A 22,836-nucleotide genomic window follows, 5' to 3' on the forward strand; every position below is an offset into this window, starting at 1 on the left:
CGCCGCCGGATCGTCGGCCCACTCCTGCCGGCGGGGGTGCGCGTAGCCGGGCGAAGCGGACAGGAGCACACCCGCCGTGTGTAGGGTTTCCGCATGACCACGACAGAAGTGCATGTAGACCCCCAGGACCCGTCGGCCGTCGTCCAGCAGCTGCGCGCGAGCGTGGATGCGGCGTTCCCGCGCATCGTCGAGCAGCTCTCCTCGCTGGTCGCCATCCAGGGGATCGCCTGGGAGGCGTTCGACGCCGCCGAACTGGACCGCAGTGCGGACGCGGTCGCGTCGATGATCCGGGAGCTCGGCATCGAGGACGTCCGGATCCTCCGCGTGGACAACGACGGCGTGCCGGGTGGCCCGGCGATCGTCGCGCGGCGTCCAGCGGCCGAAGGGAAGCCGACCATCCTGCTCTACGCGCACCACGACGTGCAGCCGCCGGGGGACCGGGACCTGTGGCTGAGCGACCCGTTCGTCGCGACCGAGCGCGACGGCCGGCTCTACGGCCGCGGGACGGCGGACGACAAGGCGGGCATCATGGCGCACATCGGCGCCTACGGCACCCTCACCGAGGTGCTGGGTGAGGACTTCGGCGTCGGGGTGACGCTCTTCATCGAGGGCGAGGAGGAGGCGGGCTCGCCGACCTTCCGCTCCTTCCTGGAGACCTACCGCGACGACCTCGAGGCCGACGTCATCGTCGTTGCCGACTCGAGCAACTGGAAGGTCGGCGTACCCGCCCTGACCACGAGCCTGCGGGGCCTCGTGGACGGCACCCTCGAGGTGCAGGTCCTCGATCACGCAGTGCACTCCGGCATGTTCGGGGGTCCGGTGCTCGACGCCCCGACCCTGCTCGCCCGCCTCATCGCGACCCTTCACGACGACGCCGGGGACGTCGCCGTCGACGGACTCGTGAGCGGTGACCATGCGACGGTGGACTACGCCGAAGCGGACTACCGTGCCGACGCCTCGGTGCTCGACGGCGTGCGCCTCGCCGGTACGGGATCCATCGCGTCGAGGCTGTGGCACAAGCCGGCGCTCTCCATCATCGGCATGGACATCCCGAGTGTCGCCCTGTCCTCCAACACGCTGCTGCCCCGGGCGCGGGCGAAGTTCAGTCTTCGTCTGGCACCCGGTCAGGATCCGCAGGCAGCGATGGAGGCGGTACGGCAGCACGTGCAGACCCATGCCCCCTTCGGCGCGCAGGTCACCTTCACCCCGGGGGAGACCGGCAGCCCCTTCCTCACCGACACCAGCGAACCGGCCTCGCGCCTCGCTCTCGCCGCACTCGAGGAAGCCTGGGGCGTCGAGCCCGTGGAAGCGGGTATGGGCGGGTCCATCCCGTTCATCGCCGACCTCACCGAGCTGTTCCCCTCGGCGCAGATCCTCATCACCGGGGTGGAGGACCCCGACTCGCGCGCCCACAGCGCCAACGAGTCACTGCACCTCGCGGAGTTCCGCAAAGCCGTGCTCGCCGAGGCGATCCTGCTCGCGCGCCTCGACGCCGAGGGCCTCGGGACCTCCTGACCCGAACGGGTCGGAAATGTTTCTGCGGCGCTGATCGTTCCCTTCAGTGGTGGGACAGTCGTCCCCGCGGCGTGACCCCCGACGTACCATGGAACGACGCCAGCGTCTCACCACCGACTGACAGAGAGAGACACAATGAGCACACCGACCACCGAAGCAGGCTCCGTGCAGGAGTCCGCAGCACTGCCCGTGCACGAGGTCAACCTGTCCGACGTCGCGTCCGGCAAGGTGCGCAGCCTCCTGGAGCAGGAGGGCCGCACCGACCTGCGCCTCCGCGTCGCCGTCCAGCCGGGTGGCTGCTCGGGCCTCATCTACCAGCTGTACTTCGACGAACGCGTCCTGGACGGCGACGCCGTCCGCGATTTCGACGGCGTACAGGTCATCGTCGACAAGATGAGCGTGCCCTACCTCTCGGGCGCCTCGATCGACTTCGAGGACACCATCTCGAAGCAGGGATTCACCATCGACAACCCCAACGCCGGCGGCTCCTGCGCCTGCGGGGACTCCTTCCACTAGGGTCCTGAAAGGCCCGGAACAGCGCCCACCGCGCGTGTTCCGGGCCTTTTTCATGTCACCGGATCGTCGGTTCTACGGGTAAGCTCTACAGTGAGTAGTAAAACTGGATGTGCACCCCGGGCGGCTGAATCGACGGGTGGCAACGCACGAAGAAAAGGAAGGTCCGTCTGTGATCTCGCAGGACCGAACCGGCAGCAAGCGCGCCAGGATCGCGAAGATCTCCAGCATCTCGCTGGTTGGCGCCCTCCTCCTCACCGGCTGCTCGGCAGAAGCCCAACGCGGCTGGCTCCCGGCTGACCGCGACAACACCAACCACACGGGGATCATCACCGACCTCTGGGTGAACTCGTGGATCGCCGCCCTCGCAGTCGGCATCATCACCTGGGGCCTGATCATCTGGTGCATGGTGGCGTACCGCCGCCGGAAGAACGACACCGGATACCCGCGTCAGATGAGCTACAACCTGCCGCTCGAGATCTTCTACTTGACGATCCCGCTGTTCATGGTGCTGGTGTTCTTCTACTTCACCGAGCGCGACATCGCGACGATCGACGCCCGCGTCGAGAACCCCGACATGATCGTGGACGTGCGCGGCAAGCAGTGGTCCTGGGACTTCAACTACGTGAACGAGGACAAGTACTCCACCGGGGTCCAGGGGAGCCTGAACGGCGAGGAGGGTGTTCCGGAGAACCTGCCGACCCTCTACCTGCCGGTCAACAAGTCGGTGGAGCTCCGCCTGAACGCCCGCGATGTGCAGCACTCCTTCTTCGTTCCGGCCTTCCTGCAGAAGCGCGACCTGTACCCGGGCCGCACCAACTACATCAACGTCACCCCCACCAAGGAGGGCGTGTTCGCGGGCAAGTGCGCCGAGCTCTGCGGCCAGTACCACTCGGAGATGCTCTTCAACGTCGCCGTGGTGTCGCAGGAGGAGTTCGACGCGCGGATGAACGAGCTGGAAGACGGTCAGCTGCTCGACGAGTACGACCGCGACTCCTACCCAGAGGATGATCCCGATACCGACCCAGCCAGGAGTAGCAGCTGATGTCCACTTTCGAATACACCCTTGAGGAAGCCGGCACCGTAGCCGCTCCCCGCGTCGTCCCGAGGTCCAAAGGGCGGCTCGTCGTCAACTGGATCACCTCGACCGACCACAAGACCATCGGGTACATGTACCTGATCGCCTCCTTCGTGTTCTTCTGCTTCGCCGGCGTGATGGCCCTGGTCATCCGCGCGGAGCTGTTCGAGCCCGGGATGCAGATCCTGCAGACCAAGGAGCAGTACAACCAGCTGTTCACGATGCACGGCACCGTGATGCTCCTGATGTTCGCGACGCCGCTGTTCGCTGGGTTCGCGAACGTGATCATGCCGCTTCAGATCGGTGCGCCCGACGTCGCCTTCCCGCGGCTGAACGCCCTGGCCTTCTGGTTCTTCCTGTTCGGCTCCACCATCGCGGTGTCCGGCTTCATCACCCCGCAGGGAGCTGCCTCGTTCGGCTGGTTCGCCTACGCGCCGCTCTCGAGCACCACGTTCTCACCGGGCGTCGGTGGTGACCTCTGGGTCTTCGGTCTGGCTCTGTCCGGGTTCGGTACGATCCTCGGCGCCGTCAACTTCATCACCACCATCATCTGCATGCGTGCACCGGGAATGACGATGTGGCGGATGCCCATCTTCACCTGGAACACGCTGATCACCGCGATCCTCGTGCTCATGGCGTTCCCGCCCCTGGCCGCGGCGCTGTTCGCCCTCGGCGCGGATCGCCGGTTCGGTGCCCACATCTTCGATCCCGAGGCCGGTGGCGCCATCCTGTGGCAGCACCTGTTCTGGTTCTTCGGGCACCCCGAGGTGTACATCATCGCGCTGCCGTTCTTCGGCATCGTGTCGGAGATCTTCCCGGTCTTCAGCCGCAAGCCCATCTTCGGTTATAAGGGTCTGGTGTACGCGACGATCGCCATCGCTGCCTTGTCGGTGACCGTCTGGGCGCACCACATGTACGTCACGGGCGCCGTCCTGCTGCCGTTCTTCGCCTTCATGACCATGCTGATCGCGGTTCCTACGGGCGTGAAGTTCTTCAACTGGATCGGGACGCTGTGGAGGGGCTCACTCACCTTCGAGACGCCCATGCTGTGGAGCCTCGGCTTCCTCGTGACCTTCCTGTTCGGTGGTCTGACGGGCATCATCCTCGCCTCGCCGCCGCTCGACTTCCATGTCTCGGACACCTATTTCGTCGTGGCTCACTTCCACTACGTGGTCTTCGGCACCGTGGTGTTCGCGATGTTCGCAGGCTTCTACTTCTGGTGGCCCAAGTTCACCGGCAAGATGCTCAACGAGCGTCTCGGCAAGATCCACTTCTGGATGCTGTTCCTCGGCTTCCACGCCACGTTCCTCATCCAGCACTGGCTCGGTGTCGAGGGCATGCCGCGTCGCTACGCGGACTACCTCCCCGAGGACGGCTACACGCTGATGAACCAGTTCTCGACCGTGGGCTCGTTCGTCCTCGGTGCGTCGCTGATCCCCTTCTTCTGGAACGTCTACATCACGTGGCGCACCGGTAAGAAGGTCGAGGTGGACGACCCCTGGGGCTTCGGCGCCTCGCTCGAGTGGGCGACCTCCTGCCCGCCGCCGCGCCATAACTTCACATCGCTGCCCCGTATCCGGTCGGAGCGCCCCGCGCTGGATCTGCACCACCCCGAGTTGCAGCAGACCCACACACCGGACGAGAGCGCTGCGAGCTTCATGGGCTCAGCTGATCGACAGGATGCCAAGTCATGAGGATCGAGAAGAACCTGTTCCTGATCGGACTGCCGATCTTCGTGATCATCGGTGTGGTCTACGGTTTCCTGACCGAGTTCTCCGAGTGGGTCGGATTCCTCGGAATCCTGCTTGTGGGCGGTCTCGCAGGGATGATCGGCTTCTACCTCGCCGTCACGGGTAAGCGAGTCGGCGAGCGTCCTGAGGATCGGCTCGACGCCGAGATCCACGAGGGTTCGGGGGAGCAGGGCCACTTCAGCCCCTGGAGCTGGTGGCCGCTGGTTCTCGGGCTGTCCGCAGCCACCGGTTTCCTCGGTATCGCCATCGGGTTCTGGATCCTGTACATCGGTATGGGTCTTGCGGTGGTCGCGCTCGTCGGCTGGGTCTTCGAGTACAGTCGCGGCGACCACGCGCACTGAGCACCACGAATGACACGAGGAAGAGCCCGCTGGTGCGGGCTCTTCCTTTCGTTAAAGGGTTCGCACGTATCTGTTCGACCCGTAGCTGTGGACCGAGGGTGATGAGGCCATGACTGTTCTTCCGAGGCCCTTCGACGCCGATCCCATGGAGTCCGCAGGCGGGCCGAAACACGTCCAGGTGCGCGAGAGCCTACGCAGGTGGGTTCGACAGCATGGCGATCCGGGTGCCACCATCCCCTCGGAGCGGCACCTGAGCGAGTACTACGGAGTAGCTCGTATGACTGTGCGCCATGCGGTCGACGCTTTGGTGGCCGAGGACGTCCTCGAGCGTGTGGTGGGGCTCGGGACGTTCGTCGCGCGGTCGAAGATGGACCTCCACATGAAGATGACGTCGTACACGGAGGAGATGATCCGCCGGGGAATGGTGCCGGATGCCCGCGTGCTCAGCTTCGAACAGCAGGGCGCCACACCACTCGTCGCCCGTGAGCTGCAGATCGAGATCGGTCAGCCCGTGGTGCGCTTCCGGCGCCAGCTACTGGCCGACGGCGAGCCGATGAGTGTGGACGAGAACTTCATCCCTGCGCACCGCGTGCAGGGTATCCTCGACGATCCACCGCCCACGTCGCTCTACAACGTGCTCAGCGAGAAGTTCGGCCTGGTGATGGAATGGGGTGAGGACACCATCGAAGCCACCGCGGCCTCCCCGGCGATCGCGCGGTTGCTGAACGTCGAGATGAATGCGCCGCTCCTGAAGATCCAGCGACATGCCTACGTGGCTCGCGCGATGATCGACTACTCGGTCTCCTACTACAGGGCCGACCGCTACAAGCTCTGGGTGCCTCTCCAACGACCCGGGGCTCGGAGCCCGCGCGCTTACACGTCCCGGAGGCTCGGGTGACCTCGACGGCTGTCTGAGGCCTCTGTTGGCTTCGTCAGGGTCAGGGCGACGCCGGTGGAAGGACAGGGTGGTCGCCTCTGCTGTTCTGTAGCTTGCTACCGGCTCAGGGCGGCGCCGGTGGGCCCGAGTGTGGTCTGAGGGAGCGGGAGGCCCGCAGGACCCCTGCAGCGGTTTCCCACCACGACGGCCGGCCTACGCCACGCTTACCGGTTGGACGTTGTCCGCGGCTCCGACCGGTGGGCACCGTCAGCCGGGCGAGAGCAGGGCGTACAACCCGCCGATGACCGCGCCGACACCATACCCGGCGAGGACCTGCAGCGGCGTGTGGGCTCGGAGGCGGACGCGTGACCAGCCCACGGCGGCGGGTACGAGAGCCAGGGGCATCGCAGCCGGTCCCGCGACCAGGATTCCGCCGATGGCGACGAAGACGGCGACGGCCGAATGCGCCGACAGTTTCCACCACAGATTCACGGCAAGGACGATCACCACGCCCGCGACGGTGCTGACGACGGCGACGAGGATCGCCTCAGGGGCACCGACGAGTCGGAGCACGAGGATACCCACCACGATGGAGATGACCGCCCCGGCAAGTACGGGCGCGCGCTGTTCGCGACGACTGATGTGATGATCCGTGACCAGTCCTCGGCGCACGAGCGCGAGGACACCGCCGAGCGGAAGAGCCGTGGTGAAACCGACCGCTACGAGGGCGAAGAGCACAGACTGCGGCCATGGCGCCGACGTCGTGCTGACCAGGACCAGGAAGAATGACACCAGCACGGCGGGAGCGAACACCTCGCTGACGGCCACGGCGAAGCGACGCAGTCCGGGAGAGCTGGTGGGACGATCGAGCACCGGGAGTCTCCTGTTGGTTCGCATGGGGGTCAGGGTTCCGAACGGCAGGCGTCTATGACCTTCGGGATTGCAGCAGGGACCAGCACCGCAGCAGGCGAGGCCGTCAGGATCAGGTGTCGTCTCGTTGGCATGAGGAAGGGCCCGGACAATGTCCGGGCCCTTCCGTGTCCTGCTACCGCCTAGTGGCTGGCGATGGACTCGCGATCCTTCGCGCCGGCGATCTCACCGTGGTGGTCGCCGTGCGATGCTGCGAGCTCCTTCGGCGTCACCGGAGCAACGCGGTCCTCGAAGAAGAACCGGGAGATCCGACCGTGAGCCTTATCGACGAGGCTGATCTTGCCGTTCTCGTCGGCCTTGGGGAGCATCGGCTCGGGAGCCTCGTAGCTGACGAGCTTGTACCGCTTGTAGTCGTCGACCTGCTCGTGGACCTCGATGAACTCACCGTGGGGGAGCCGGACGATGCGACCGGTCTCGCGACCGTGGAGCGCGATCTCGCGGTCCTTGCGCTGCAGAGCCAGCGCGATGCGCCGCGTGACCATGAAGGCGATGATCGGCCCGACGATCACGAGGAACCGCAGCACGTACAGCACGTCGTTCAGCGAGACGAGGAAGTGCGTCGCGATGAGGTCCGAGCTGGCCGCGGCCCACATGACGCAGTAGAAGGTGATGCCTGCAACGCCGATGGCGGTGCGGGTCGGAGCGTTGCGCGGGCGGTTGAGCAAGTGGTGCTCGCGCTTGTCCTTGGTCACCCAGGCCTCGATCCACGGCCAGGCGAACATCGCACCGAAGACGATCATCGCCGGGACCAGTGCCGGGAACAGGACGTTCAGGGACAGTGCGTTCTCGCCCCAGGGGAACGGGATCATGAACTCGAAGTCGAAGTTCGGGCCGAGCGTCCCGGGCATGAGACGCAGCGCGCCGTCGACCCAGCCGATGTACCAGTCCGGCTGCGTGCCGGCCGAGACGGGGGAGGGGTCGTAGGGACCGTAGTTCCAGATCGGGTTGATGGTGAAGGCAGCAGCGATGGCGGCGAGGACACCGAACACGATGAAGAAGAAGCCGCCGGCCTTGGCCGCGTACACCGGGCCGACGGGGTACCCGACGACGTTGGTGTTGGTCCGGCCCGGGCCGGGGAACTGCGAGTGCTTGTGCAGCACGACCATGAACAGGTGAATGCCGATCATCAGGAGGATGACGGCCGGGATCAGCAGGATGTGCAGCACGTACAGGCGCCCGATGATCATGGTGCCGGGGAACTCCCCGCCGAAGAGGAAGAAGCTCATGTAGGTACCGACCACCGGGATGGCCTTCATGACGCCGTCGATGATGCGCAGACCGTTGCCGGAGAGCAGGTCATCGGGAAGCGAGTAACCGGTGAAACCGGCGGCGAGGCTCAGGATGAGCAGGACACAGCCGACGACCCAGTTGAACTCGCGGGGGCGGCGGAACGCGCCGGTGAAGAACACCCGGAGCATGTGCACGGCTACCGATGCGACGAAGAGCAGGGCGGCCCAGTGGTGGATCTGTCGCATGAACAGACCGCCGCGCACGTCGAAGGAGATGTCCAGGGATGACGCGTACGCCACCGACATCTCGACGCCACGCAGCGGCAGGAAGCTGCCCTCGTAGTGGGTCTCCGCCATGGACGGGTCGTAGAAGAAGGTGAGGAAGGTGCCGGAGATCAGGAGGATCACGAAGGTGTACAGCGCCACCTCACCGAACATGAAGGTCCAGTGGTCGGGGAAGATCTTCCGACCGAACTCCTTGACGATCTGCGAACCGCCGACGCGCGAGTCGACGTAGTCGGTGACCTTTCCCACGCGCGTCTTCGGCGTATAGGTGTGTGTCGCGGTTGAGCTGCTCATGTCAGCCTCGCTCCCAGAAACTAGGTCCTACGGGTTCTTGGAAATCGCTTGAAGCGACGAGGTAGCCCTCGTCATCGACTTCGATGGGTAGCTGTGGCAGCGGACGTGCGGCCGGCCCGAAGATCACCTTGCACTCTTGTTCGAGGTCGAAGGTGGACTGGTGGCAGGGGCACAGCAGGTGGTGGGTCTGCTGTTCGTACAGTGCTACCGGGCAGCCGACGTGCGTGCAGATCTTGGAATACGCAACAATTCCGTCGTAGCCCCAGCTCTCCCGTCCGGGAGAAGGGTTCAGCTCCTCGGGGTCGAGGCGCATGAGCAGGACGACTGCCTTCGCCTTCTCCTCGAGCTTGTTCTCGACCTCGTTGAGACCTTCGGGAATCACGTGGAACGCGGATCCGACCGTGACGTCCGACGCCCGGATCGGGGTGCCGCTGGGGTCGCGGGTCAGGCGCACCCCGGTGTCCCACATGGTCTGCTTGAGGGTGTTCCCGGGCAGCGGCCCGAGGTCCCGGAAGATGGCGATCGCGGGCAGCGGCGCGAGGATCGCGGCACCGAGCAGCGTGTTCCGGATCAGCGGACGGCGCTTGATGCCCGACTCCTCGAGGATGTCGTTGACGATCTTCTCGGCATCCTGCCGATCCTGCTCCGGGCGGATCTCGTGACGGCTCTCGGTCACTTCGTGATCCGGCATGAGCGTCTTGGCCCAGTGGACGATGCCGACGCCGATCCCGAGCATCGCGAAGGCGGTGCCGAGGCCGAGCATCAGGTTCTGGAGCCGAAGGCGCTCGATGGTCTGGTCCAAGGGGACGAAGAAGTATCCGACGAAGAAGAGCAGGGTACCGAGCACCGAGATCGCGAAGAGGAGGGCTACCTGCCGCTCCGCGCGCTTCTCCGCCCGCGGGTCGCGGTCCGCGAGACGCGGACGGTGGGGCGGAAGACCAGGATTCTGGAACTCGTCCAGCTCCTGACCAGGCGTAGCGACGGTGACCGAGGTTCCCGGTGCGCCGTTACTGGAGTCGGCCATGATCCCTCTCAACCTTCTTTAGGTGCTGCATTCGCACGTCTGTATGTACTTCGGGGGCGGTGAGGACGCGGATGGTCAGGAGGACCTTGACGTGAGCCACACCGTGAAGGCGATGATGACGCCGAGTCCTGCGACCCAGATGAAGAGTCCCTCGGACACCGGTCCCAGTGACCCGAGGTCGGCGCCACCTGGGGAGCCCTGCTCCTCGATGGTCTTGAGGAAGGCGATGATGTCCTGCTTGTCCTCGGGTGCGATGTTCGCGTCACTGAAGACGGGCATGTTCTGCGGGCCGGTGACCATGGCTTCGTAGATGTGCTTCTCGCTGCTGCCCTCGAGCGAGGGGGCGAACTTGCCGCGGGTCAGGGCGCCGCCGGCTCCGGCCGCGTTGTGGCACATGGCGCAGTTGACGCGGAAGAGCTCGCCACCGTGAGACGGATCTCCCTCGGCGGCGTCGAGGATCTCCTCGGAGGGGATGGCCGGACCGGCGCCGAGAGAGGCCACGTAGGCGGCCATCTGCCGGATCTGCTCCTCGTTGAACTGCACGGGCTTGGCCTGGGCCTGGGGTCCGTCCATCTGCATGGGCATGCGGCCGGATCCGACCTGGAAGTCGACCGATGCGGCACCGACACCGACGAGGGACGGCGCGGCGTCCGAACCCGTGGCTCCCATGCCGTGGCAGGAGGCGCAGTTGGCGGAGAACAGCTTGCTGCCCTCCTCGACGTCGTTCGCTGTGAACGTGGTGGTCTGGGCCTGGGCCTCGTTCGCTGTGCTGGCCGCGGCGTAGATGCCGCCGGTCATGAGGAGTGCCATCAGAAGCAGCGCGAACGCTGCGAGAGGGTGACGCCGCCTCTGGGAGAGTGCCTTCACGTGGTGGTTCCTGCCTTTTGTGGAGCGAGTGCTGCTGAGTTCTTCTTTGAATTCTACCTCTAGTAGAAGAGTCTACAGGAGCAGGTCACTGGAGGAAGTAGATGATGATGAACAGGCCGATCCAGACGACGTCGACGAAGTGCCAGTAGTAGCTGGTGACGATCGCGGAGGTGGCCTCGAAGTGCCCGAACTGGCGGGCGATGAACGCCCTGCCGATGATGAAGAGGAAGGCGATCAGTCCGCCTACCACGTGGATGCCGTGGAAACCAGTGGTGATGTAGAACGCCGAGCCGAAGGCGTTCGAGGACAGCGCCACACCCTCGGCGACCAGTTCCGCGTACTCGTACGCCTGGACGGAGACGAAGATGGCCCCCATCAGGAAGGTCAGGAGGAACCACTCGACCATGCCCCAACGGGCCAGCTGGAACACTCCACCCGTGCGGCGGGGCTGGAGGCGCTCGGCCGCGAACACGCCGAACTGGCAACTGAAGGAGCTCGACACCAGGATCACGGTGTTGACGAGGGCGAACGGGACGTTCAGCTTCTCGGTCTCGAGCGCCCAGAGTTCCGATTGGGTGGAGCGCAGGGTGAAGTACATGGCGAAGAGGCCGGCGAAGAACATCAGCTCGCTGGACAGCCACACCACGGTTCCGACGGAGACCATGTTGGGGCGGTTCAGCGCGGGATGAGGGGCGGCGCTGGGGGCTTGGGTCGCAGATGTCACAGGGTCATTATGGCCCGAAGTCAGCACAGTTCACCAACGGGAAACGGCGGTCGTGGCGCCGTTCGGCAGCGGGCGATGCCCCCAACCGCGTCTTTACGCGGAACTTCCCGGCATGACTTTCTACAATTCGTAGATAATCTGTGACGGTGATCCCCACCACGAGCCCTGACGCGGCACAGACCTCCTGGCCCCTGATCTTCTCGTCCCTGCTGCGGCGTGAGGACCTCGAGACCGCACAGACCCGGTGGGCGATGGACACCATCATGTCCGGGGAGGCGACGCACGCGCAGATCGCCGGCTTCCTGATGGCCCTGCGTTCCAAGGGCGAGTCGGTGGGCGAGCTCGTGGGCCTCGTGGAGGCGATGCTCGGGCGGGCACTGACCATCGAGGTGGGCGGGCCGACCCTCGACATCGTCGGGACGGGTGGTGACGGTCTCGACACCCTGAACATCTCGACCATGGCCGCGCTCGTCGCCGCGGGTGCGGGTGCGAGGGTGGTGAAGCACGGCAATCGCGGCGCGTCCTCGGCATCCGGAGCGGCGGATGTCATCGAGGAGCTCGGTGTGCGCCTCGATCTCGCCCCCGCGACGGTGGGCCGGGTGGCCGAGCTCGTGGGCATCACGTTCTGCTTCGCCCAGGTGTTCCACCCGTCGATGAAGCACGTGGCCGTACCGCGCCGGGAGCTGGGCGTCCCGACGGCGTTCAACTTCCTCGGTCCGCTCAGCAACCCGGCCGGCGTCCAGGCGCAGGCGGTCGGGTGCTCGGACGCCCGGATGGCGCCCCTGATGGCCGGCGTGCTCGCGGCTCGGGGCGCGCGCGCACTGGTCTTCCGGGGCGACGACGGCCGCGACAAGCTGACGACGAGCAGCACGTCGACGCTGTGGGAGGTACGCGACGGCGGGGTGCAGGAGTACAAGGTGCACCCCGGCGACTTCGGACTCGAGGTGGTGTCCGTCGACGCCCTGCGCGGACGTGATGCGCGGAGCAACGCCGCCGTCGTCCGTGCCGTCCTGGCGGGGCAGGAAGGCCCGGTCCGCGACGCCGTCGTCCTCAATGCGGCCGCCGGGCTCGTCGCCCTCGACGTGGAGGCGGACGGACCGCTGCCGGAGCGCATCGCCGACGCCATGGAGCGCGCCCGCTCGTCCATCGACTCAGGATCTGCCGCCGGCGTCCTCGACCGCTGGGTCGAGGTCAGCCGGTCCTTCTGAACCGGACCCGATCCGGCCGCGGTACGGACCGGGCCCGCTGGCCCGTTCCGCGAGGGGGAGTCAGCTGTCGAACCCGAGGGAGAAGGCCGCGTCGAGGTCGTGCTGGGAGTACGAGCGGAAGGCGATCTGCGTCGTCGTCGAGCGGATGCCCTCGATCTTCGACAGCCGGTCTGCGATGACGTCCGCGAGGTCCTCGTGCCGGCTGACGCGCGCGATCGCGATGAGATCCCACTCACCGGTCACGGAGTACACCTCGCTGATGCCCTCGATCTCGGAGATGGATTGCGCGCTCTCCGGGATGCGGGAGGCGTCCGTCTGGATGAGGACGAATGCTGTGATCATGGTCTGCCTCTCGGTGGTCGTTCGGGGCCTACGCTACCCGGCCTGCACCGCGGCGACGCGCTGCCAGTGACGCCAGGGCGCGGGGGAGCAGCAGCAGGAGCCCGAGGACGAGCAGCGTGACGATCTGGAAACTGAGGGCCACCCCGGCTCCTGAGGCACCCCGGAGGAGGAGTCCTCCGACGACGGTGACGAGCCACAGCACGAGCCCCGTGGGACGGACCGCGGACGGCGAGCGCCACGCACGGCTGACGACGACGGCGCAGGTGTAGGCGACGAGGAACGGCCAGGCGGTCTCGAGGACGCCTGCGACCGACAGGCCACGTTCGTGCGTGCTGCGCCCGGAGGTGGCGAAGACGAGGATCGCAGCGATGTCGACGGCGAACCACACGCCCGGCGTCCCGGAGGAACGGTGAGGACGGCGCCCGCCGGCGGAGGGGTCGCTGCGCTGCATGGCACAAGAGCCTAGTGGTTGTCGACGGCGTTCCCGTGCACTACCTTCGACCCGGACCTGCGCACGGGGCGCGGCCGCACCGAAGGGGTTTCCCATGGGTTCCATCACGCCGTGTCTCTGGTTCGACGGCGATGCCGAGGCCGCTGCCACGCTCTACACCTCGGTGACCAGGAACTCCCGCATCCTGGCGGTGTCACGTGCGGGCGGAGGTCCCGACGATCCGGCGATCACTGTCTCCTTCGAGCTCGACGGGCTGCCCTTCGTCGCCCTGAACGGCGGACCGCAGTTCACCTTCACCGAGGCGGTCTCGTTCCAGATCTCGTGCGCGGACCAGGCCGAGGTGGACCACTACTGGTCCGCCCTGACGGCGGACGGTGGTCAGGAGAGCAGGTGCGGGTGGCTGAAGGACCGCTACGGCGTGTCGTGGCAGATCATCCCGACGGTCCTGCCCGAGCTGATCGGCGGGGACGACCCGGAAGGCGCCCAGCGCGCGATGGCCGCGATGCTCGAGATGCGGAAGCTCGACATCGCGGTGCTCGAGGCGGCCTACCAGGGGCGGTGAGAACCGGCCGGCTCCGCGGACGGATCCTGACCGCATTCGGTCCCGACGCGATGCCCACCGCTCCTACCCTGAACTCACCCGCTCGAACCCTTCGGACGGCTGCGATGAAGGAGGAGCGATGAGCACATTCGAGGACCGCCCGAGGACCGCGCTGCTGGTGATCGACGTCCAGGAGGGCGTGGTGGCGAACGCCTTCGCACGCGAGCAGGTGATCTCGAGCATCGCGGGCCTGGTGACGAAGGCGAGGGACGCCGACACCGCCGTCGTCTGGGTGCAGCACTCCGACGCCGAGCTGGAGCGGGGGAGTGCTGCCTGGCGCATCGTGCCCGACCTCGAGCCGCTGCCCACCGAATCCGTGGTGCACAAGACGTACGGGGACTCGTTCGAGGCGACCGACCTCGAGCAGGTGCTGGGCGCAGCTGCGGTGGGGCACGTCGTCGTCACGGGCGCCCAGACCGACGCGTGCATCAGGTCGACCATCCATGGCGCGTTCACACGCGGGTACGACGTGACGCTGGTGGGGGACGCGCATACGACGGACGATCTCAGTGCATGGGGAGCACCCGAGCCCGACGGCGTCATCCGGCACACGAACATGTACTGGCAGTACCAGTCCGCGCCCGGTCGTACGGCGCAGGTGGTGTCAGCCGACGACGTCTCCTTCGTGCGGGCGTGACGCCGGCGAGGCTGCGTTCACCGTCACGCCGGCGTGGGCCGGAAGCGGTGCGGCACGGCGTCGCCGCCGTCCACCAGGGCGAGGACGAGCTCCCCGAGCAGCGGGGCGAACTTCGCGCCGTGTCCCGAACAGGGTGACAGGACGGTGACACCGTCCGCCCGGTCGATGACGAAGTCCCCGCTGCGAGTGCTGGTGAACAGGCACGTGGTCTCCGCGTAGGGTTCCGGGACGAGGCCCGGCAGATGGCGGTCGACATACCGGATCACCCGCTGTCGGTTGGTCTCGTCCACCACGCCGTCCTGCTCTGCGGCCGAGCGGAGTCGCTTGCCTCCCTGGTACTCCGCGACCTTCACTCCTGCCCCGATACCCGCGAGGGCCGCGTCACGGCCGCCCGGAAGCGCGTACACCACCATGGCGTCGGTCTTGTGGATGATCGTCGGCCACGGCTTGGGACCTTCTGCGCCGTCGGCCACCGGGAAGTGGTACGCCTGCTCCTGGGTGACCTCGACCGGAGGCAGGGCGCTGCGGAGCGTTCCCGGAAGCTCGAGCCGCTCGAGGAGATCGGGGAGCCAGCCTCCGGCGGCCACGACGACCTGCTCCGCCTCGAGTGACCTGCCGTCCGCGGCGATGAGACGGTAGCCGCCGCGCATGCGGTGCATCCTGGAGGCGGACCAGCCCTGCAGGATCTCCGCCCCGTACGACACCGCCTGTGCGAGCATTGCGTCAACGGTTTCCTCGGGATCCAGGACGCCCGCATCCGGGTGCCACAGGACCGGCGTCTCGAACGGCAGACCCCAGCGCATGGTCGCAGCCTCGGGGGAGAGGAGCTCGTGCTCCACACCCGCTGCCGCAAGGACGAGCGCGAAACCCTCCGTATCATGGGCGGTACCGTGATCGAGCGCTCCGGTCCGCGTCATGAGGGGGAGGCCGTGGGCGGCCTCGAGCTCCTGCCAGCCGAGCGCTGCACGCCGCACCAAGTCGACGTAGAAGCGCTCGGCGTAGGCGTACCGGAAGATCCTGGCCGACCCGTGGGAGCTCCCACGACGGTGCGCCGGGGTCTCCTGCTCGAGCACGACGACGTCGTGCCCGCCCTGCGCGAGGCGCCAGGCGGCGGATGCCCCCGCGAGCCCTGCCCCGATCACCGCGACCGTGGTCATGTGCGCCTCCTGTCATCGGTTGTCATCGGTCGTGTCAGGGGAGGCGGCTGGCTCTCCTGACGGACGGTACGTGCGCGCGTGTGGCGTCGAGCGGCACGGGACTCACCAGTACGGCCTGCCCGCGGGTAATCCTTCCGCTGCTCGTGGGTCGGCAGCGCAGACCGCCCCGCCCGCGCATCGCCTTGTGGGCTCCCGGGACCAGGACACGGTCCATCCACGCGCAGGGGTGTGCGTGCCTGCCTCCTGTGAAGGAGACGATGCCGCCGTCCGATGCGAGCGTGAAGTCGTAACCGATGAGCGGTGTCAGCTCCGCTCCGCGCAGAACGACGTTGCGGCGGGGGAGCAGCGGGTCGAAGCGGTCCGCGCCGAGCTCGTCCGCGATGGCTTCCAGGGACTCGACGGCGAACAGTGTCACGGCGGCGTCCATGTGTGCGGCTTTACCGAAGAACCGGTCGCCCACGATGCCCTTGCCCGCCACGACGTCGACTGATACCGCATCGGTCGTCAGTACGTCGGCCGCGCCGTCTTTGGCCCGGCCGAAGTAGGCATGATCGGGAGACACCAGCAGGTGGAGGATCTCGACGTCGTACCGGTACTGGTCTGCCATGGTCTTACGCTAGCCGCTCGGTGTCCACCGGGGACAAGCGGTACTGCATCTCCGGTTGTTCGCCACCCGTGGTCGGAGAGCGCTGACAACGACCGTCGCGCCGCGCCGTGAGGCCGGATATGTTCATCGGCTCAGGAGTGGTGCCGACAAACTGGTTGACATAATGTAGATTATCGGCGAAATAGAGCACCTGGAGAAGAGGGCTCACAACGGGCGATTCTCCTACCCTAGGTATCAGCCTGCTGCATGCCCGGCACGAACCCCACGACCTGCCTGATTTGCTCTTCTGACAGGTGCCGGCGCACGCCGCTTCCCGCAGCCTCACTCCACAAGGGCTTGAAGACCCGAAGCATCGCACGATAGGCCGGCAGCATCTCCCTCCGCGAATTGCCGCTTTCCTTCAGTACGAAATCCGCTTGTTCTGTCCAACGATCGTGCTTCACGAGGTGCCTGGCGTAGACGAGCAAGCGACTCTCGAGTGGATGATTGCCGTCAAAACCACGGAACGTGCCGTGGTGCTCGTCCACCCCGACCTGCTTCCACCCGCCATCGAGTGCTCTGACACTGGCTCCGATGATCCGGAACATGTCGAAGATGTCCCATACCACCTCGCATTCTGCCTGCGACATCGGAGGAACTATTCCAGCGAACTCCTCCGAATAGTCCCCCACGAATCCGCTCTCAAGAATCTGGATCCCTTGGACCTCATCGTCTTTGTCGTAGGAGGAATCCCCGAGGTCTCCCTTGGACGCCAGAACCAGACGATGCAACTGGACGAGTATTCTGCGCTCGAACGGCGACAGATCGGGGGTGTCGGCAGCTGAGCCCGGCCGATCACTGTCGACACCCTTCGGTGGCTCCAACCGCAGATGACTGGCGAGCACGTCCAGTATGTAACGACTTGACGTGACGCCCTGTAGCTGGGCTGCTCTGGTGATCTGATCCTGCAAATCATCGTCGATGTCGATCATGACGGTGGTGGCCATACGGGTCTCCTTTCGAGACAGATACCTTCGAGAGTGTGGGTCGCAGGCACGATGCAGAATCAGTGGGTGTCGCCCGCCGACCTCACGTCGGAGCAGGGGACACAGGACACCACTCCCCTCCCCCACGGTCACGCCTCTCGGCGTGTCCGACGTCGTGATCCGCAACGGCTAGGTGAGGCTGATGGCTGACCAGGACACGGGCGGAAGCGACACGGTGAGTATGCCTTCGTCGACCGAGACGCCGACGAGGGGTTTGAGGCCGACCCGGTCCTGGTCCTCGAACGTGTTCTTCGCGTAGACGTCGTCATCGTGCAGGGTGAGCGCCTCGGTGATCGTGGTGACACCGAGGTCGGAGACATCGATCGAGACATCGATCGATTCGGTCTGGCTGCGGTTCACGAGGAACACCGCCGACGAGCCGGCCTCTCCGTCCCTTGTTGCGACAGCGTCGACGAGCGGCGCACGGCCGTAGACGGAGGTCTCGTAGGTGTCCACCTCGATGGTCGGGCGAAGAACTTCACCTCGGGCCAGGCGTGCTGTGACCGAGAACGGGAAGAAGGTGCTCTGGCGCCAGGCAGCACCACCTGGCTCCGTCATGATCGGCGCGATGACGTTCACGAGTTGCGCCAGCGACGCAGACGCGACCCTGTCGTGGTTCTTGAGCAGGGTGATCATGAGGTTGCCGAGCACGACGGCGTCGGCGACGGAATAGACGTCCTCGAGTAGGCGGGGCGCAAAGGTCCACTGGTCGTTGACCTCGCCGGAGGCTTGGTGCTCGTCGAGGTACCAGATGTTCCACTCGTCGAAGGACAGGTTGATGGTCTTGTCGCTGCGTACTTTGTGCTTGACGTGATCGGCGGCGGTGACGACCGCCTGGATGAAGTACTCCATGTTCAGTGACGAGGCGAGATAGGAACCGAGGTCGCCGCCGCGCTCCTGGTAGTACGCGTGGCAGGAGATGTAGTCCACGTGGTCATAGGCGTGTTCGAGCACGATGCGCTCCCAGTCGCCGAAGGTGGGCATCGAGGAGCCGGAGGATCCGCAGGCTACGAGCTCCAGGGTCTTGTCCGCCGCCTTCATGGCCTGTGCGGTGCGGGCCGCGAGCTGACCGTAGGCGTCGGCGCTCATGTATCCGGTCTGCCAGGGTCCGTCCATCTCGTTTCCGAGACACCACATGCGGATGTCGTAGGGCTCCACAGCGCCGTTGGCCACGCGTTGGTCGCTCAGTGCCGTTCCTGACGGGTGGTTGGCGTACTCGAGGAGGTCGAGGGCACTGTCGATCCCGCGCGTCCCGAGGTTCACGGCCATCATCAACTCGGAGCCGGTGAGTGTGCACCAGCGAGCGAACTCGTCGATGCCCACCTGGTTCGATTCCAGAGAATGCCACGCGAGGTCACGGCGGACCGGGCGCTGATCGCGTGGGCCCACACCGTCCTCCCACCGGTAGCCGGAGACGAAGTTGCCGCCCGGGTAACGGATCGTCGTCGAGCCGAGCTCTTTGACCAACTCGACCACGTCGAGCCGGAACCCGTCCTCGTTGGCGGTGGGATGATTCGGCTCGTGGATGCCGCCGTACACACACCGGCCGAGGTGCTCGACGAACGAACCGAAAATCCTACGATTCAGGGGCGCAACGACCGCCGAACGCACAATGACAATACGGGCACTGGTCACAACATCATCCTGTCCATGAGTACGTATGAGAAGAGGTCTTCCTCGGAGCCTGGAAGCGCGGAGGAGGCCCGGCTCCCTGCCCGGGTGCGGGTGGTCCGGCTGGCGCGATCACGCCCGGAGTCAGCGGAATCGGACGGTGTCCGTTCCACCCTTCTGCGAGAGCGAGACCGGCGCACTCTGCCCGTCCCGCTCGATCACGTAGTCACCGTAGAAACCCGTGATCGACAGGCGCGCGTCATCATCCGTGCGCAACGACGTCCGCGGCAGCCACCATTCACCCTTGATCAGCGACCGCAGTGCATGGAATGACGGTTTCGGCGTGCCGTCTGCGCGAACCAACCCGCCCGGCGCACCGAGCCACGCTCCGTCGTCGGTGAACCCCCAGTACGTGATGGCCTGCACGGCCGGGTGGCCCACGAGTGAGCGATAGTGGCGGACGATCTCGTCCGCCTGCCTGGCCTCTCCATCGGGCGTCGATGGCCAGGAGGGGATCTGGTAGTCGTTGAGGTCGACGATCTCCGGCGGCATGAGGTGCCCCGACAGAAGGGTCGTCTCGGTGAGATGGAGGGGAAGCCCGAAGCGGGCGAATCGGTCGACCATCGCAAGTATGGCCTCTTCTCCCCAGTACCCCTGATGCATGTGGGTCTGCAGGCCGATTGCATCCACGGCGATCCCAGCTTCGAGCACGCCCTCGATGAGGGCTTCGTAGTCGCTCGACAGGTCGAAGTCGTTCAGGACGAGCGTCGCCGACGGGTTGGCGGCACGGGCTTCCTCGAATGCGAGCTGAATCATGGGCACGCGACCGATGCTCTGCGCCAGCCGGGTGATGCCGTTGTCCTCCGCAGTGAACACGGGCATGATGACGACCTCGTTGATGGCGTCCCACGTGTCGATGACCCCTGAGAAGTCGGTGACCTCGCGTCGGATCCTCCCGCGTTGCAGCCGCTCGATCTCCGCCACCGGTAGACCGGTGAGCCACTCGGGTGTGAGCGTGTGCCAGGTCAGCGGATGCCCCTTGACCGTCACTCCGTGCTCGGCGAACCACGAGGCGGTCCGGAGGAGTCTTCTGGTGTCGGGCTTGCCGCGGGTCGGCTCGAATCCCCGCCAGTAGAACGGAAGGGTCGCCGTGTTGAAGAGGTCCAGCCACATCGTCTCGAGCTCCGGCAGGCCGGCGAGCTGCGCCCCGCCGAAAACGGCCTCCCCCGCGGTGTCCTGCGCGGTCTCCCCATTGGCGAGCGGGATGAAGTCGAAACCGATGTTGCCGAAGGCGAACTCATGACGCTGCTGTTCGACGGTGACATCCTCGTTGCGCACGGGGTTGCCGACAGCGTCCAGCACGGTGATCTGAACGGTTCCCCGGCGGTGATCGACACTCATGAGGCGCTGCGGGCGATCTCGGTGAAGCTCGGGTGGAAGGCCCGGTCGAAGCCCACGACGCGGGTTCCACCGGAGAGCTGCACCGAGTGCGTGATCCGCAGATCGCTGCTCGACGCTCCGAGAGCAAGGACGATCTCCCCCGGTTCGACGACCCGCTCGCCGTTCCGGCCGGTGAAGCTGGTGACATCTGCGGGGACCTGTATCGAGAGCTCGACGGCTTCGCCGGGCATCAGGTCGACGCGCTGGAAACCGACCAGACGCTGCACCGGGCGCACCACGGACGCGACCGGATCGTGGACGTAGATCTGGACGATCTCCGTCCCGGGACGGTCCCCGGTGTTGCGGAGACGGAGGCCGAGGGTCGCCGTTCCGTCGACCCCGACCGTATCCGGCCCGTGCTGGCCGGCGCTCCAGTCGAAGGTCGTGTAGCCGATCCCGTGCCCGAACGCGAAGGCCGCGGTCGGGTCGATGCTCGACACGCCGTTGGAGCGCGCCAGGGGCGCGGCGAGGTAGGTGGACGGCTGCGTGCCCTCCGAGGCCGGGATGCTGACAGGCAGACGGCCGCTCGGATTGACCCGGCCGGAGAGGATGCCGGCCAGTGCCACGGTTCCTTCTTCCCCTGCGAAGAACGCCTGCAGGATGGCGCCGGCGCCCGTGACAGCCGATCCCAGCGCGTAGGGTCGTCCAGCGAGCAGGGCGACGACGGAAGGAGTCGATGTCGCCAGGACGGCGTCGAGAAGATCCTGTTGGGCCCCGGGCAGACGAAGCGACTCGACGTCGCAGCCCTCACCGCTCGTGCCGCGGCCGAAAAGCCCGGCCCGGTCGCCGAGGGCGACGATGACGACGTCGGCCCGCGTCGCGGCGTCCACCGCTGCGGAGATCCCGGCGGTCTCCCCTCCATCGATCGTCGTGCCTGGTACGTACTCGATGTCGGCGTCGGGGAACTCGATGCGGAGGCTGGCTAGCAGGGTGGGCAGTTCGATACCGAGGGGTGTGTCAGGATGCTGCACGCCGACATGCGCAGGGAACGAATAGCAGCCCAGGACGGCGAACGGGTCATCGGTCGTCGGCCCGACGATCGCAATCCGGCGCGGGGCGGCGAGCGGAAGGGTCCCGTCATTGCTCACCAGCACGATGGATTGTTCGGCGATCTCGCGGGCGACCTGCCGATTGCCGGCGTTGTCGAGGTCGATGGTGCCGCGGATACCTTCCGCGTTGTCCACGTTGACGTCCCGCAACGCTTCGGGCGTGGCGTCCCAGTCGGGATCGAGCAGTCCGAGTTCGACCTTCTGGCGCAGCACACGCCGGAGGGCACGATCAATGACGGCCTCGGGCAGGTCGCCCGACCGGACCGCGTCGGCCAGCGGCGCACCGAAGGTCTTCACCGTCGGTAGTTCGACGTCGACGCCCGCACTGAGCGCGAGGGCGGCGGCTTCGCCCCACGAACCCGCGACGCCGTGAAGCATCTTCAGGAAGGCGATGCCGAAGTAGTCGGCCACGACCGTGCCGTCGAAACCCCAGGCGTCGCGCAGGACTCCGGTGAGCAACGACTCGTCGGCCGCCGATGGCACACCGTCCATGTCCGTGTAGGAGTGCATGACGGAACGCGGCTTACCTTCCCGCATGACCATTTCGAACGGGACGAGCAGCACGTCCGCGAGTTCACGCGGACCGACCGAGACCGGCGCGAGGTTACGGCCGGCTTTCGACGCCGAGTATCCGACGAAGTGCTTGAGAGTGGCGACGATTCCTGCGGCCTCGAGGCCACGCACGTACGCCGTTCCGACGGTGCCGATGAGATACGGGTCCTCCCCGATGGTCTCCTCGACCCGACCCCAGCGGGCATCCCGCACCACGTCGAGCACCGGCGCAAGGCCCTGGTGGATGCCGACCGAGCGCATGTCGGACCCGATGCGGTGTGACATCCGCTCGATGAGGCCCGGATTGAACGAGGCCCCCCAGGCGAGGGGCACCGGATAGGCGGTCGCCCCCCAGGTCGCGAAACCGGCGAGGCATTCTTCGTGCGCGACAGCCGGGATGCCGAACCGGTTGGATGCTGCGATCCGGCGCTGGCTGCGCAGCAGGGACAACGCCCCGAGCGCCGGGTCCACCGGAGCCGAGCCGAACGGCCGGGTCAACTGGCCGAGCCCGTTCGGTAGGAGGGCATCGAGGTCGACGACGTCGTCCATGTCGTTCTGATGGGGAGCGACGTCACCTCCCTCATTGGACGCTCCGACCCAGACGCCGAACAGCTGGGCGATCTTCTCCTCGAGCGTGAGCTCCGTGAGAAGTGCTTCGGCACGGTCGGATGCAGATGCGTTCACGTCGTGCCATGCAGGCATGGTCGTCGTGGATGTCGTGGTGCTCA

Annotated in this window: 22 protein-coding genes; 9 read left to right on the plus strand and 13 right to left on the minus strand. The window is 66.4% G+C overall.

What is annotated here, in order from left to right:
- Positions 1 to 93: 93 nt before the first annotated feature.
- The 6 genes from AC4D12_RS06770 (at position 94) to AC4D12_RS06795 (ending at position 6,096) form a co-directional block, all read left to right on the plus strand.
- On the plus strand, positions 94 to 1,515 hold the full coding sequence (locus AC4D12_RS06770) for a dipeptidase (RefSeq protein WP_490949137.1): 1,422 nt from the start codon (positions 94 to 96) through the stop codon (positions 1,513 to 1,515).
- 135 nt (positions 1,516 to 1,650) lie between these two features.
- Entirely contained in the window at positions 1,651 to 2,031 is a 381-nt protein-coding gene (locus AC4D12_RS06775) for a HesB/IscA family protein (protein WP_490949138.1), read from the plus strand.
- A gap of 169 nt (positions 2,032 to 2,200) precedes the next feature.
- A complete protein-coding gene (gene ctaC / locus AC4D12_RS06780) occupies positions 2,201 to 3,073 on the plus strand; it encodes an aa3-type cytochrome oxidase subunit II (protein WP_490949139.1) in 873 nt (290 codons plus the stop codon).
- Entirely contained in the window at positions 3,073 to 4,800 is a 1,728-nt protein-coding gene (gene ctaD, locus AC4D12_RS06785) for an aa3-type cytochrome oxidase subunit I (protein ID WP_490949140.1), read from the plus strand. Before ctaC ends, ctaD begins: the two co-directional genes overlap by 1 nt.
- Positions 4,797 to 5,198 carry a cytochrome c oxidase subunit 4 gene (locus AC4D12_RS06790; protein ID WP_490949141.1) on the plus strand — a complete coding sequence of 134 codons (402 nt, stop codon included), beginning with the start codon at positions 4,797 to 4,799 and terminating at the stop codon, positions 5,196 to 5,198. Before ctaD ends, AC4D12_RS06790 begins: the two co-directional genes overlap by 4 nt.
- Positions 5,199 to 5,343: 145 nt before the next feature.
- Positions 5,344 to 6,096, plus strand: coding sequence for a GntR family transcriptional regulator (locus AC4D12_RS06795; protein WP_490949504.1), 753 nt, complete (start codon positions 5,344 to 5,346; stop codon positions 6,094 to 6,096).
- Between the two features lie 246 nt (positions 6,097 to 6,342).
- Here AC4D12_RS06795 and AC4D12_RS06800 read toward each other — a convergent pair whose 3' ends face one another.
- From AC4D12_RS06800 to ctaE, 5 genes are all read right to left on the minus strand, one after another.
- The gene (locus AC4D12_RS06800) at positions 6,343 to 6,972 is read right to left on the minus strand and encodes a phosphatase PAP2 family protein (protein ID WP_490949142.1); all 630 of its coding nucleotides are present in this window, start codon (positions 6,970 to 6,972) and stop codon (positions 6,343 to 6,345) included.
- Between the two features lie 155 nt (positions 6,973 to 7,127).
- Positions 7,128 to 8,813, minus strand: coding sequence for a cytochrome bc1 complex cytochrome b subunit (gene qcrB, locus AC4D12_RS06805; protein WP_490949143.1), 1,686 nt, complete (start codon positions 8,811 to 8,813; stop codon positions 7,128 to 7,130).
- Between the two features lies 1 nt (position 8,814).
- Complete coding sequence (gene qcrA / locus AC4D12_RS06810; RefSeq protein WP_490949144.1) at positions 8,815 to 9,837, minus strand: cytochrome bc1 complex Rieske iron-sulfur subunit; 1,023 nt, start codon at positions 9,835 to 9,837, stop codon at positions 8,815 to 8,817.
- 75 nt (positions 9,838 to 9,912) lie between these two features.
- Positions 9,913 to 10,704: a cytochrome bc1 complex diheme cytochrome c subunit gene (gene qcrC, locus AC4D12_RS06815; protein ID WP_490949145.1), complete on the minus strand. Its 792-nt coding sequence runs from the start codon at positions 10,702 to 10,704 to the stop codon at positions 9,913 to 9,915.
- An 85-nt stretch (positions 10,705 to 10,789) separates the two neighbouring features.
- Positions 10,790 to 11,428 carry an aa3-type cytochrome oxidase subunit III gene (ctaE, locus tag AC4D12_RS06820; protein ID WP_490949146.1) on the minus strand — a complete coding sequence of 213 codons (639 nt, stop codon included), beginning with the start codon at positions 11,426 to 11,428 and terminating at the stop codon, positions 10,790 to 10,792.
- 149 nt (positions 11,429 to 11,577) lie between these two features.
- Between ctaE and trpD the strand changes: the two genes are divergently transcribed.
- Complete coding sequence (trpD, locus tag AC4D12_RS06825) at positions 11,578 to 12,636, plus strand: anthranilate phosphoribosyltransferase (RefSeq protein WP_490949505.1); 1,059 nt, start codon at positions 11,578 to 11,580, stop codon at positions 12,634 to 12,636.
- Between the two features lie 60 nt (positions 12,637 to 12,696).
- On the opposite strand, the gene AC4D12_RS06830 is transcribed toward trpD, so the two are convergent.
- Together AC4D12_RS06830 and AC4D12_RS06835 are read right to left on the minus strand one after the other, a co-directional pair.
- Entirely contained in the window at positions 12,697 to 12,978 is a 282-nt protein-coding gene (locus AC4D12_RS06830) for an Lrp/AsnC family transcriptional regulator (protein ID WP_148600176.1), read from the minus strand.
- A 28-nt stretch (positions 12,979 to 13,006) separates the two neighbouring features.
- The gene (locus tag AC4D12_RS06835) at positions 13,007 to 13,429 is read right to left on the minus strand and encodes a DUF3054 domain-containing protein (RefSeq protein WP_490949147.1); all 423 of its coding nucleotides are present in this window, start codon (positions 13,427 to 13,429) and stop codon (positions 13,007 to 13,009) included.
- A gap of 94 nt (positions 13,430 to 13,523) precedes the next feature.
- Here AC4D12_RS06835 and AC4D12_RS06840 point away from each other — a divergent pair, with 94 nt between their 5' ends.
- Positions 13,524 to 13,991 carry a VOC family protein gene (locus AC4D12_RS06840; protein WP_490949148.1) on the plus strand — a complete coding sequence of 156 codons (468 nt, stop codon included), beginning with the start codon at positions 13,524 to 13,526 and terminating at the stop codon, positions 13,989 to 13,991.
- 118 nt (positions 13,992 to 14,109) lie between these two features.
- Positions 14,110 to 14,667 (plus strand): isochorismatase family protein, encoded by a 558-nt coding sequence (locus tag AC4D12_RS06845; protein ID WP_490949149.1) that lies wholly within the window; start codon positions 14,110 to 14,112, stop codon positions 14,665 to 14,667.
- Between the two features lie 23 nt (positions 14,668 to 14,690).
- Here the strand turns inward: AC4D12_RS06845 and AC4D12_RS06850 are convergent, their stop codons facing one another.
- The 6 genes from AC4D12_RS06850 to AC4D12_RS06875 form a co-directional block, all read right to left on the minus strand.
- Positions 14,691 to 15,824 (minus strand): FAD-dependent oxidoreductase, encoded by a 1,134-nt coding sequence (locus tag AC4D12_RS06850; RefSeq protein ID WP_490949150.1) that lies wholly within the window; start codon positions 15,822 to 15,824, stop codon positions 14,691 to 14,693.
- A 34-nt stretch (positions 15,825 to 15,858) separates the two neighbouring features.
- Positions 15,859 to 16,431, minus strand: coding sequence for an MOSC domain-containing protein (locus tag AC4D12_RS06855; protein WP_490949151.1), 573 nt, complete (start codon positions 16,429 to 16,431; stop codon positions 15,859 to 15,861).
- Between the two features lie 227 nt (positions 16,432 to 16,658).
- The gene (locus AC4D12_RS06860) at positions 16,659 to 17,417 is read right to left on the minus strand and encodes a YfbU family protein (RefSeq protein WP_490949152.1); all 759 of its coding nucleotides are present in this window, start codon (positions 17,415 to 17,417) and stop codon (positions 16,659 to 16,661) included.
- A gap of 168 nt (positions 17,418 to 17,585) precedes the next feature.
- Positions 17,586 to 19,091 (minus strand): arabinosylfuranosidase ArfA, encoded by a 1,506-nt coding sequence (gene arfA, locus AC4D12_RS06865; protein WP_490949153.1) that lies wholly within the window; start codon positions 19,089 to 19,091, stop codon positions 17,586 to 17,588.
- Between the two features lie 120 nt (positions 19,092 to 19,211).
- Positions 19,212 to 20,468 carry an endo-1,4-beta-xylanase gene (locus tag AC4D12_RS06870; protein WP_490949154.1) on the minus strand — a complete coding sequence of 419 codons (1,257 nt, stop codon included), beginning with the start codon at positions 20,466 to 20,468 and terminating at the stop codon, positions 19,212 to 19,214.
- On the minus strand, positions 20,465 to 22,810 hold the full coding sequence (locus AC4D12_RS06875; RefSeq protein ID WP_490949506.1) for a beta-xylosidase/alpha-l-arabinosidase: 2,346 nt from the start codon (positions 22,808 to 22,810) through the stop codon (positions 20,465 to 20,467). Before AC4D12_RS06875 ends, AC4D12_RS06870 begins: the two co-directional genes overlap by 4 nt.
- Between the last annotated feature and the right edge of the window lie 26 nt (positions 22,811 to 22,836).

The sequence above is a fragment of the Arthrobacter sp. TJ-266 genome (genome assembly GCF_058269115.1).

Bases quoted from the DNA above. Each gene is read 5' to 3' on its own strand.
- AC4D12_RS06770 (WP_490949137.1), top strand. From the start codon at position 94: ATGACCACGACAGAAGTGCATGTAGACCCCCAGGACCCGTCGGCCGTC.
- AC4D12_RS06775 (WP_490949138.1), top strand. From the start codon at position 1,651: ATGAGCACACCGACCACCGAAGCAGGCTCCGTGCAGGAGTCCGCAGCA.
- ctaD (WP_490949140.1), top strand. From the start codon at position 3,073: ATGTCCACTTTCGAATACACCCTTGAGGAAGCCGGCACCGTAGCCGCT.
- AC4D12_RS06790 (WP_490949141.1), top strand. From the start codon at position 4,797: ATGAGGATCGAGAAGAACCTGTTCCTGATCGGACTGCCGATCTTCGTG.
- AC4D12_RS06795 (WP_490949504.1), top strand. From the start codon at position 5,344: ATGGAGTCCGCAGGCGGGCCGAAACACGTCCAGGTGCGCGAGAGCCTA.
- AC4D12_RS06800 (WP_490949142.1), bottom strand. From the start codon at position 6,972: ATGCGAACCAACAGGAGACTCCCGGTGCTCGATCGTCCCACCAGCTCT.
- qcrB (WP_490949143.1), bottom strand. From the start codon at position 8,813: ATGAGCAGCTCAACCGCGACACACACCTATACGCCGAAGACGCGCGTG.
- qcrA (WP_490949144.1), bottom strand. From the start codon at position 9,837: ATGGCCGACTCCAGTAACGGCGCACCGGGAACCTCGGTCACCGTCGCT.
- AC4D12_RS06830 (WP_148600176.1), bottom strand. From the start codon at position 12,978: ATGATCACAGCATTCGTCCTCATCCAGACGGACGCCTCCCGCATCCCG.
- AC4D12_RS06835 (WP_490949147.1), bottom strand. From the start codon at position 13,429: ATGCAGCGCAGCGACCCCTCCGCCGGCGGGCGCCGTCCTCACCGTTCC.
- AC4D12_RS06840 (WP_490949148.1), top strand. From the start codon at position 13,524: ATGGGTTCCATCACGCCGTGTCTCTGGTTCGACGGCGATGCCGAGGCC.
- AC4D12_RS06845 (WP_490949149.1), top strand. From the start codon at position 14,110: ATGAGCACATTCGAGGACCGCCCGAGGACCGCGCTGCTGGTGATCGAC.
- AC4D12_RS06850 (WP_490949150.1), bottom strand. From the start codon at position 15,824: ATGACCACGGTCGCGGTGATCGGGGCAGGGCTCGCGGGGGCATCCGCC.
- AC4D12_RS06855 (WP_490949151.1), bottom strand. From the start codon at position 16,431: ATGGCAGACCAGTACCGGTACGACGTCGAGATCCTCCACCTGCTGGTG.
- AC4D12_RS06860 (WP_490949152.1), bottom strand. From the start codon at position 17,417: ATGGCCACCACCGTCATGATCGACATCGACGATGATTTGCAGGATCAG.
- AC4D12_RS06870 (WP_490949154.1), bottom strand. From the start codon at position 20,468: ATGAGTGTCGATCACCGCCGGGGAACCGTTCAGATCACCGTGCTGGAC.
- AC4D12_RS06875 (WP_490949506.1), bottom strand. From the start codon at position 22,810: ATGCCTGCATGGCACGACGTGAACGCATCTGCATCCGACCGTGCCGAA.